At 70.5% G+C, this 9,084-nt stretch carries 11 protein-coding genes; 8 read left to right on the forward strand and 3 right to left on the reverse strand.

The features are described 5' to 3' along the window. Window positions 1–71 precede the first annotated feature (71 nt). Window positions 72–674, forward strand: a complete 603-nt coding sequence (locus tag ABTX62_RS32320; RefSeq protein ID WP_352119495.1) for a TetR/AcrR family transcriptional regulator — start codon at window positions 72–74, stop codon at window positions 672–674. A 97-nt stretch (window positions 675–771) separates the two neighbouring features. After that, on the forward strand, window positions 772–2,973 hold the full coding sequence (locus ABTX62_RS32325; protein WP_352119496.1) for an MMPL family transporter: 2,202 nt from the start codon (window positions 772–774) through the stop codon (window positions 2,971–2,973). Between the two features lie 59 nt (window positions 2,974–3,032). Here the strand turns inward: ABTX62_RS32325 and ABTX62_RS32330 are convergent, their stop codons facing one another. Beyond that, window positions 3,033–3,434, reverse strand: a complete 402-nt coding sequence (locus tag ABTX62_RS32330; RefSeq protein WP_352119497.1) for an ATP-binding protein — start codon at window positions 3,432–3,434, stop codon at window positions 3,033–3,035. A gap of 137 nt (window positions 3,435–3,571) precedes the next feature. Here ABTX62_RS32330 and ABTX62_RS32335 point away from each other — a divergent pair, with 137 nt between their 5' ends. Continuing rightward, on the forward strand, window positions 3,572–4,417 hold the full coding sequence (locus ABTX62_RS32335) for a helix-turn-helix domain-containing protein (protein ID WP_352119498.1): 846 nt from the start codon (window positions 3,572–3,574) through the stop codon (window positions 4,415–4,417). Beyond that, complete coding sequence (locus ABTX62_RS32340; protein WP_352119499.1) at window positions 4,414–4,599, forward strand: DUF397 domain-containing protein; 186 nt, start codon at window positions 4,414–4,416, stop codon at window positions 4,597–4,599. Before ABTX62_RS32335 ends, ABTX62_RS32340 begins: the two co-directional genes overlap by 4 nt. A gap of 22 nt (window positions 4,600–4,621) precedes the next feature. Here the strand turns inward: ABTX62_RS32340 and ABTX62_RS32345 are convergent, their stop codons facing one another. Beyond that, the gene (locus ABTX62_RS32345) at window positions 4,622–5,764 is read right to left on the reverse strand and encodes a glutathione-independent formaldehyde dehydrogenase (protein WP_352119500.1); all 1,143 of its coding nucleotides are present in this window, start codon (window positions 5,762–5,764) and stop codon (window positions 4,622–4,624) included. A gap of 89 nt (window positions 5,765–5,853) precedes the next feature. Between ABTX62_RS32345 and ABTX62_RS32350 the strand changes: the two genes are divergently transcribed. The 4 genes from ABTX62_RS32350 (at window position 5,854) to ABTX62_RS32365 (ending at window position 7,786) form a co-directional block, all read left to right on the forward strand. After that, complete coding sequence (locus tag ABTX62_RS32350; RefSeq protein ID WP_352119501.1) at window positions 5,854–6,039, forward strand: hypothetical protein; 186 nt, start codon at window positions 5,854–5,856, stop codon at window positions 6,037–6,039. Window positions 6,040–6,083: 44 nt separating this feature from the next. Continuing rightward, window positions 6,084–6,596: a YbaK/EbsC family protein gene (locus tag ABTX62_RS32355; RefSeq protein ID WP_352119502.1), complete on the forward strand. Its 513-nt coding sequence runs from the start codon at window positions 6,084–6,086 to the stop codon at window positions 6,594–6,596. Next, window positions 6,593–7,438 carry an EamA family transporter gene (locus tag ABTX62_RS32360; protein ID WP_352119503.1) on the forward strand — a complete coding sequence of 282 codons (846 nt, stop codon included), beginning with the start codon at window positions 6,593–6,595 and terminating at the stop codon, window positions 7,436–7,438. Before ABTX62_RS32355 ends, ABTX62_RS32360 begins: the two co-directional genes overlap by 4 nt. 72 nt (window positions 7,439–7,510) lie before the next feature. Next, on the forward strand, window positions 7,511–7,786 hold the full coding sequence (locus tag ABTX62_RS32365; protein WP_031138714.1) for a DUF1876 domain-containing protein: 276 nt from the start codon (window positions 7,511–7,513) through the stop codon (window positions 7,784–7,786). Here ABTX62_RS32365 and ABTX62_RS32370 read toward each other — a convergent pair. After that, the gene (locus tag ABTX62_RS32370; RefSeq protein ID WP_352119504.1) at window positions 7,783–8,946 is read right to left on the reverse strand and encodes a serine hydrolase domain-containing protein; all 1,164 of its coding nucleotides are present in this window, start codon (window positions 8,944–8,946) and stop codon (window positions 7,783–7,785) included. The genes ABTX62_RS32365 and ABTX62_RS32370 overlap by 4 nt on opposite strands. Window positions 8,947–9,084: the final 138 nt, after the last annotated feature.

Here is a 9,084-nt window from a genome sequence, read left to right on the forward strand (position 1 = left end):
CGTTTTCATAGGGGGTGCGCTACATTCGTGACGTACGAAACCGCGCCGTTCGGAGCAGGAAGGCGGAAGAGATGGCTGAGGTCGCCGCCGCGCGTCGCAGTCGGATCACCCCCGAGCGTGAGGCCGAGCTCTACACGGCCGTGCTCGACCTGCTCCGCGAAGTCGGCTACGACGCCCTCACCATGGACGCCGTGGCCGCCCGCACCCGCTCCAGCAAGGCCACCCTCTACCGCCAGTGGGGCGGCAAGGCCCAGCTGGTCGTCAAGGCGCTCCGGCACAACAAGCCGGTGAAGAGCCTCGACGCGGTCGACACCGGCTCGCTGCGCGGCGACTTCCACGCCCTCATGGAGCGCGCGGACGACGCCGAGATGGAGCAGAGCGGCGCGCTGATGCGTGGCCTGGCCACGGCGATGCATGCCAATCCGGACCTCCACCGCGAGTTCAGGAGCCAGATCATCGAGCCGGAGATCGCGGACTCGCGCCGTGTCCTCCAGCGCGCCGTCGACCGGGGCGAGGTCCGTCCGGACTGCCCCGCGCTGGACTTCGTGGTGCACATGATGCTCGGCGCCTTCGTCACCTGCGCGGTCCTGGAGGACAAGCCGCCGACGGCGGCCTTCCTCACCTCGTACATCGACGCCGTGGTCCTCCCCGCCCTCGGCGTGCCCACCGAGTAGTCCCCCTCAGCCAGCCCCTACCTGACGTATCCGCTCATGTCGTCGGGCCGATCACCCCTGCCCTGAACACCCCACGACTGACCGGGAGTACGCCCTCGTGGCCACTTTCCTCTACAAACTCGGCCGGCTCTCGTTCCGGCGGCGGCACCTCGTCGCCCTGATATGGGTGGCCCTGCTGACCCTCGCCGGTGTCGGCGCGGCCGGCGCCCCCGCCGCGGGCAACGGCTCGTTCTCCATCCCCGGCACCGAGGCCCAGAAGGCCTTCGACCTGCTGGAGCAGCGCTTCCCCGGCACCAGTGCCGACGGGGCCACCGCCCGTGTCGTCTTCAAGGCGCCGAGCGGCGAGAAGATGACCGACCCGGGCAACAAGGCGACGGTCCAGGAGACGGTGAAGGAGCTGTCCGACGGCTCCGAGGTCGTCCGCGTCACCGACCCGTACCAGGCGAAGGCCGTCAGCAAGGACGGCACCATCGCCTACGCGCAGGTGTCGTACAAGGTCTCCGGCATGGAGCTGGACGACGCGGCGAAGGACGCCCTCAAGGACAGCGCGCAGGACGCGCGCGAGGCCGGGCTGACCGTCGAGATCGGCGGTGACGCGCTCCAGGCCGTTCCGCACACCGGCTCCAGCGAGATCATCGGCATCGCGGTCGCCGCGGTCGTCCTGGTCATCACCTTCGGCTCGCTCGTCGCGGCCGGACTGCCGCTGCTGACGGCGCTCATCGGCGTGGGCATCGGCGTCTCCGCGATCACCGGCCTGGCCAGTGCGCTGGACCTGGGCACGACCACCTCCACCCTCGCGATGATGATCGGCCTGGCCGTCGGCATCGACTACGCGCTGTTCATCGTCTCCCGCTACCGCGCCGAACTGGCCGAGGGCCGCGAGCGCGAGGAAGCGGCGGGCCGGGCCGTCGGCACGGCGGGCTCCGCGGTGGTCTTCGCCGGTCTGACCGTGGTGATCGCGCTGGTGGGCCTGTCCGTCGTCAACATCCCGATGCTGACGAAGATGGGCATCGCGGCGGCCAGCACGGTGGCCATCGCGGTGCTGATCGCCCTGACGATGATCCCCGCACTGCTCGGATACGCCGGCCGGAAGGTCAGGCCGATGGGGGAGAAGGGCAAGCTCCTCGGCCGCACCTCGAAGACGCCGGGGCGCCCCAACCTGGGCACCCGCTGGGCGAGCTTCGTCGTGCGCCGCCCGCTCGCGGTCCTGCTCCTCGGCGTCATCGGCCTCGGCGCGGCGGCCGTCCCGGCGGCCTCCCTCGAACTGGGCCTGCCCGACGACGGCTCCCAGCCCGTCTCCACCACCCAGCGCCGCGCCTACGACCTGCTGTCCGAGGGCTTCGGGCCGGGCTTCAACGGTCCGCTGCTGGTCGTCGTCGACGCGAAGGACAGCGCCGACCCGAAGGCCGTCTTCGCCGAGACCGGCGACGCGATCAAGGGCCTGAAGGACGTCGTGACGGTCACGCCGGCGCAGCCCAACAAGGCCGGTGACACCGCCACCATCACGGTGATCCCCGGCTCCAAGCCGTCCTCCGTCACGACGGAGAACCTGGTGCACGGCATCCGGGACGCGGGCGCGGACATCAAGGCCGACACGGACGCCGACGTCCTGGTCACCGGCAGCACGGCGATGAACATCGACGTCAGCCAGAAGCTCAACGACGCGCTGGTGCCGTATCTGATCCTGGTCGTCGGTCTGGCCTTCCTCCTGCTGATCGTGGTCTTCCGCTCGATCCTGGTCCCGCTGAAGGCGGCCCTCGGCTTCCTGCTGTCGGTGATGGCGGCCCTCGGCGCGGTCGTCGCGGTCTTCCAGTGGGGCTGGCTGGCGGACCTGATGGGTGTGGAGCAGACCGGGCCGGTCATGTCGATGATGCCGATCTTCATGGTCGGCGTGGTCTTCGGCCTGGCGATGGACTACGAGGTGTTCCTCGTGACCCGGATGCGGGAGGCCTATGTGCACGGTGAGAAGCCGGCGCAGGCCGTGGTCACCGGCTTCCGGCACGGCGCGCGGGTCGTCTCCGCCGCCGCGGTGATCATGATGGCCGTCTTCGCCGGCTTCATCGGCTCGTCCGAGTCGATGGTCAAGATGATCGGCTTCGGCCTCGCGATCGCGGTGTTCTTCGACGCGTTCGTCGTCCGCATGGCCGTCGTCCCGGCCGTCCTGGCCCTCCTCGGCCGCAAGGCCTGGTGGCTGCCCAGGTGGCTCGACCGCGCGCTGCCCAACGTGGACGTGGAGGGCGAGGGCCTGCGCACCGCCTCCGGCGACGACGACGGAGACAGGGAACCGGTCCGCGTCTGACAGCTCGTGCGAGACCGGCCGGTGAGGGCGCCGTGGGGACGGTGCGCCCTCACCGGCTTTCACCCGGCCACGTCGACTTCGGCCCAGACCGTCTTGCACGGGTGCGGACCCGGGGTCACGCCCCAGCGGTCGGCGAGGGCGGCCACGACGAGGAGGCCCCGGCCGCCGGTGGCGTCCGGGGCCGGCCGAATGAGGTGGGGAAGCCGGTCACCGCGCGTGTCCGTGACCTCGATGCGGAGGGTGCCGCCGCCGACGTGGAGCGTCAGCCGGAAGTCCCGGCCGGGGACGCGCCCGTGGGTGGCGGCATTGGCCGCGAGCTCGGCGACGATCTGCTCGGCAGGGCTCAAGGGCAGTCCCCACGTGCGGAGTTGCTCCGTGGCGAGGAGCCGGGCGAGCCGGGCTCCCCGGGGTGTGGGGGAGAGCAGAAGGATGGAGTTGCGGAGGGCGGTCTCCTGGTTCATGTGACTCAGCGTGGCGGAATCCGTGCCCGGTGGTCAGCGGCAGGGCGTGTGCGTACCGCTACTGTCCGCAGCTTGTCTCGTGCTGTCTCGGCTGTCCCGGGCGTTGTACGGGTACGGCTGCGCGATGGAGGTGGGGCATGAACGAGGCTGTCGACGAGGCCGGCTGGGATGTCGAGCCGGGCGACGAGATCGAGCCGCTGGTCCAGGCGGTGGGGAAGCTGCTGAAGGTGTGCCGGGAGGCGGCGGGCATGCGGGTCGCCGAGTTGGGCGAGGTGCTCGGCTACGGCGAGGACATGATTCGGAAGATGGAACGTGGAGCGCGGATTCCCCGGCCGGAGTACCTGGACAGGGCGGACCGGGTGCTGAACGCCCAGGGGCATCTGAGGGCGTTCACGAAGGACATGGAGAGGGCTCGGTATCCGAAGAAGGTGCGGGAGCTGGCGCAGTTGGAGGAACGGGCTGTGGAGATGTTGCTCTACAGCCACCACAACATCCACGGGCTGCTGCAGACGCCGGAGTACGCGAAGGCGCTCTACGAGATGCGGCAACCTGCCCTCTCGGCCGATGTAATCGAGCGGGAGTGCGCCGCACGTATGGCTCGCAAGACGGTCTTCGAGCGGGACCCTGCCCCGGATCTCAGTTTCGTCCAGGAACAGGTGACGCTCGAACGCCCCCTCGGGGGCAAGATGGTGTTGCGCCGCCAACTCGAACACCTGCTGGAGGTGGCCAACTTGCGGAACGTGTCGCTCCAGGTCATGCCGACCGATCGAGAGGAGCACGCAGGAGTACCCGGCCTGATCGAGGTGCTGAAGTTCACTGACGGCACGGCGATCGGACGTTCCGAGGGCGCGTTCAGTGGCCGCCCGGTCTCAAGTCCCCGTGACCTGCGGGTCCTTGAACTGCGCTATGGCATGATCCGGGCGCAGGCTCTCACGCCGCGGGAGTCACAGGCCTTCGTCGAGGAATTGCTGGGGAGACTATGAGCACGTCGGAACTGCACTGGTTCAAGAGCAGCTACAGCAGCAGCAACGAACCAGGCGACTGCGTCGAGGTCGCCCACACCCCCGCCACGATCCACATCCGGGACTCCAAGACCCCGGCGACTCCCCACGTGACGGTCGCCACCGCCACGTGGGAGTCGTTCCTCGGGTACGTCACCGAGTGACGGTCGGTCCGGCCCGGGCTTTCTACGCTGCCTGCGGGTGGAGGACCACCTTCGTGTAGCCCTCGACGCGCTTGTCGAACTTCTCGTACGCCGAAGACGCCTCGTCGAGCGGCAGTTCGTGCGAGACGACGAAGCTGGGCTTCGCGCGATCCTCGATGATCATGTCCCGCAGGTGGCGGTTGTACCGCTTGACGTTGCACTGCCCGGTGCCCAGGCGGATCCCCTTCTCGAAGAGGCGCCCGACGGACACCATCAGCATGCCCTTCTTGGCCTGCTCGTCGGGACCACCCGGGTCGCTCGGGACGTAGAGACCGGGGATGCCGAGCGCGCCCGTCGGGCGGACCGTTTCGACCAGGGAGTTGAGCACGATCGCCGGTTCCTCGCGGTCCTCGCCCTGCGCCTGGGCCTGGTAGCCCACCGCGTCGATGCCCTTGTCGGTCCCCTGGCCGTCGGTCTGCTCCTTGATCTGTTCCGCCGGGTTGCCCTGGGAGAAGTCGATCGGGACCGTGCCGATCTCCTCGGCCTTCTGGAGACGTTCCGCCACCCGGTCGACCACGAACACCTTGCTCGCACCGCGCAGCATCGCGGAGTAGGCGGCCATCAGCCCGACCGGACCGGCGCCGTACACGGCGACCGTGTCACCGGGGCGCACGTCGGCCAGTTCGTTGCCGTGGTAGCCCGTCGGGAAGATGTCCGCGAGCAGGACGAAATCGGTCTCCTTCTCGGTGCCCTCCGGGAGCTTGAGGCAGTTGAAGTCGGCGTACGGAACCCGTACGTACTCCGCCTGCCCTCCGACGAAGGGCCCCATCGCGACGTAGCCGTAGGCGCCGCCGGCGAAGCCCGGGTTCACCGTCAGGCAGAAGCCCGTGAAGCCCGCCGAGCAGTTCTTGCAGAACCCGCAGGCCACGTTGAACGGCATGACCACCCGGTCGCCCTTGCTGAGGCTGGTGACCCCCTCTCCTGTCTCCTCGACGACCCCGAGGTTCTCGTGGCCGAACACGATGCCCGGCTCCGCGGCCGTACGGCCCTCGTACATGTGCAGGTCGGAGCCGCAGATGGCCGTTGACGTGACCCGGACGAGCACATCGTTCGGGTGCTGAATGCGTGGATCCTCCACTTGCTCGATCGCTACCTCGAAGGGCCCCTTGTAGACGACAGCCCTCATGTCAAGCACCTCCGTCTGTGCCGTGGCTCATATACCAGGCTGGTGCATGATGAGACGATTTGCACCTAGAGGAGAAAGGAAGTAGGGCTTTGTCTCGTCGTATCGGAACCCTTCTCGTGGCAGTCTCCGGACTGTCCGGCACCACCTACCCGGTCGGGACCCGCGTGGCCATCCGGGGCACCGGCGGATCCGTCGACGGCTTCGTCGACGGCGACTGGCTGCCGCTCGCCTGGTGGGAGTTCGCCGACGTCCGGCCTGAGGAGGCCACCGGCTGAAACGGCCTCGCGTGCCCGCTACACGTACCGCTAGCGTGCACACCATGACGACAGCCGCCACTGACGCCGATGGCTCCGGAGCTCATCCCCGATTCGCCGAGGCCCTGCGGGAGCTCGGGCTCGGGGACCTCGTGAGCCGCGTACGCCGTTTTCCCGATGCCACTCGTACCGCCTCCGAGGCCGCCGCCGCAGTCGGATGCGAGCTGAGCCAGATCTGCAAGTCGCTGATCTTCGCGGCGGACGGGGTGCCCGTCCTCGTGCTCATGGACGGGTCCTCCAGGGTCGACCTCGAACTCGTTCGCAAGGAGCTCGGCGCGGACAAGGTCACGCGGGCCAAGGTGGACGTCGTGCGGGAGACCACCGGGTACGCCATCGGCGGCGTGCCGCCCTTCGGGCACCGCACCAGAACCCGCGTGCTCGCCGACCGGTCCCTGCTGGAGCACGACGTCGTCTGGGCCGCGGCCGGGACGCCGTACACCGTGTTCCCCATGGCTCCCGCGGACCTCGTCGCCCACGCCGACGGCACCCTGGTGGACGTGCGCGAGCGCCCCGCGTGACCCCTCTGGTCACCGCCGCCGTTCTGCTCGCCGCCGTCACCCACGCCAGCTGGAACGCCATCGCCCACAAGATCACCGACAAGCTCGTCGGCTTCACCCTGATCTCGGGCGGCGGGGTGATCATCGGGCTGGCCCTCGCGCCGTTCGTGGCCTTCCCGGCGGCCGGGGCGTGGCCGTATCTGCTGGCCTCCGCCGCCGTCCACATCGCCTACTACGGCCTGCTGATGAAGTCCTTCCGGCTGGGCGACTTCGGGCAGGCCTACCCCATCGCCCGGGGGACCGCGCCGCTGGTCGTGACCCTGCTCGCCGCCCTCTTCGCACACGAGGTGCCCGACGGGTGGGCCGCCGCCGGGATCGCCCTGTCCTGCGCGGGGCTGACCGGCGTCGCCCTGTGGGGGCTGCGCGGGCGGCGGCCCGACTGGGCGGCGATCGGCGCGGCCCTGGCGACCGGGCTGACCATAGCGGTGTACACCGTCGTCGACGGTCTTGGCGTGCGGGCCTCCGGGTCCTCCCTCGGCTATATCGCCTGGCTGATGGCGGTGCAGGGGGTCGTCATCCCGGCGTACGCGGTGTGGCGCCTGCGCGGGGAGACGGCCGCCCTGCTCCGGCCCGTCGCCGGGGTCGGACTGCTCGGCGCCGCGCTGTCCGTCGCCGCCTACGCCCTCGTCCTGTGGGCCCAGACCAGGGCCGAGCTTGCCCCCATCGCGGCGCTGCGCGAGTCGTCGATCATCGTGGGCGCGGCGATCGGGGCGGTGTTCTTCAAGGAACGGTTCGGCGCGCCGAGGATCGTGGCGGCCGGGCTGCTGGTCGTCGGGATCGGACTGATGCTGCGCGCCGGATAGGGGCCCGTCAGGCGGGTGCGTCCGGCCCGTGCGAGGAGCACCCTGGAACTAAGCGTTCCGGAGGTGATCGTCATGATGCACACCACTGTGGGGTGGCACGTCGAGATGGAGTTCACGGAGGACGACCAGCACACGCGAGCGGCCGCGATGGTCCGTCTGCCCGACGGCACCGAGGTACGGGCACACGGCCACGCGAGCCGGCACCGGACCGACGCCAATCAGCCGAGGGTCGGGGAGGAGATCGCAGGGGCGAGGGCACTCAACGAACTCGCCATGCGGTTGCTGACCAAAGCCCACGAGGAGATCGACCAGGCCTCCGGGCGGACCTCGCACCCCATCCACGTCTAGAGGTTCAGCACTCCCCGTACCGCCCGCACCAGCCCCTGCGCCCGCGGGTCCGCCGTCACCGTCTTGCGGAAGCCGTTGGTGACGTAGCCGAAGGCGATCCCCGTCTCCGGGTCGGCGAAGCCGAGGGCGCCCCCGCGCCCCGGGTGGCCGAAGGAGCCCGGGGTGAGGAACGGCGACGCGCTGCCGTGCAGCATGTAGCCGAGGCCGAAGCGGGTGCCGACCACCAGGACGCGGTCGGGGCCCGCCGACTCCTCGGCCCGGGCCAGTTCCACCGTCTCCGGGCTGAAGAGGCGCGTGGCGCCGGCCGTGTCGCCGATCAGGGTCGCGTAGAAGCGGGCCAGCCCGTCCGCCGTCGCCATGGCGTTCGTCGCGGGGAGGGCGCTCGCGCGGTAGGCGGGGTCGTTCTGGTCCGGGAACGGGGAGATCGCGGCGAACGCCCGGCGCGTGAGGGAGGCCGGGTCCTCGTAGGCCTCGGTGACCGACCGCTTCGGGCGGGCCCGCAGACCGCCGGTGGGCTCGGCCCCCTCGACGCGGCCCACGCGACCGACCCGGCCTGCCTCCGGTTCCGGCAGGCCGAGCCAGAGGTCCAGGCCCAGCGGGCCGGTGACCTGGGAGGCGAGCCAGGCCCCGGTGCCCTGCCCGGTCACGCGCCGCACGAGTTCGTCGAGCAGCCAGCCGTAGGTGAGCGCGTGGTAGCCGTGGTCGGTGCCGGGCTCCCAGACGGGGGCCTGTGCGGCGACGGCCTCTGGGCCCTTCAGCGGGTCGAGCGCCTCCTGCGGGGTGAGCGGCCGGTCGAGCACCGGCAGCCCGGCGCGGTGGTTCAGCACGTGCCGGACCAGCACCCGCTCCTTGCCCCGCGCCTTGAACTCGGGCCAGTAGTGCCCCACCGGCGCGTCCAGGTCGAGCTGTCCGCGCTGGTGCAGCAGCAGGAGTACGGCGGCGGCGACCCCCTTCGTCGCCGAGCGCACGACCTGGGCGGTGCCGTGCTCCCAGGGGGCCGAGCCGTCGACGTCCTTGGTTCCGCCCCACAGATCGACGACCTTGTGCCCGTCCCGGTAGACGGCGACCGCCGCGCCCCGGTCCCCGAGCGTTTCGAAGTTCCGTACGAACGCGTCCCTCACCGGCTCGAAGCCTTCGGCCACTGTGCCGTGCACGTCCACGCCCGTACTCCTCGTCTCGCCGCTGTGCCCGTGGTGCTCGCCTCTAGGGGGCTTCTGATGGATCTCCGCGGCGTCGCGACGCCCGGCACGCACGCTCGCCGCACGCCGTGAACGGACAGGTGGCTCCGCCACATGACC

The organism is Streptomyces sp. NPDC096046 (genome assembly GCF_040303285.1).
In the GTDB taxonomy this organism is placed as follows: Bacteria; Actinomycetota; Actinomycetes; order Streptomycetales; family Streptomycetaceae; genus Streptomyces.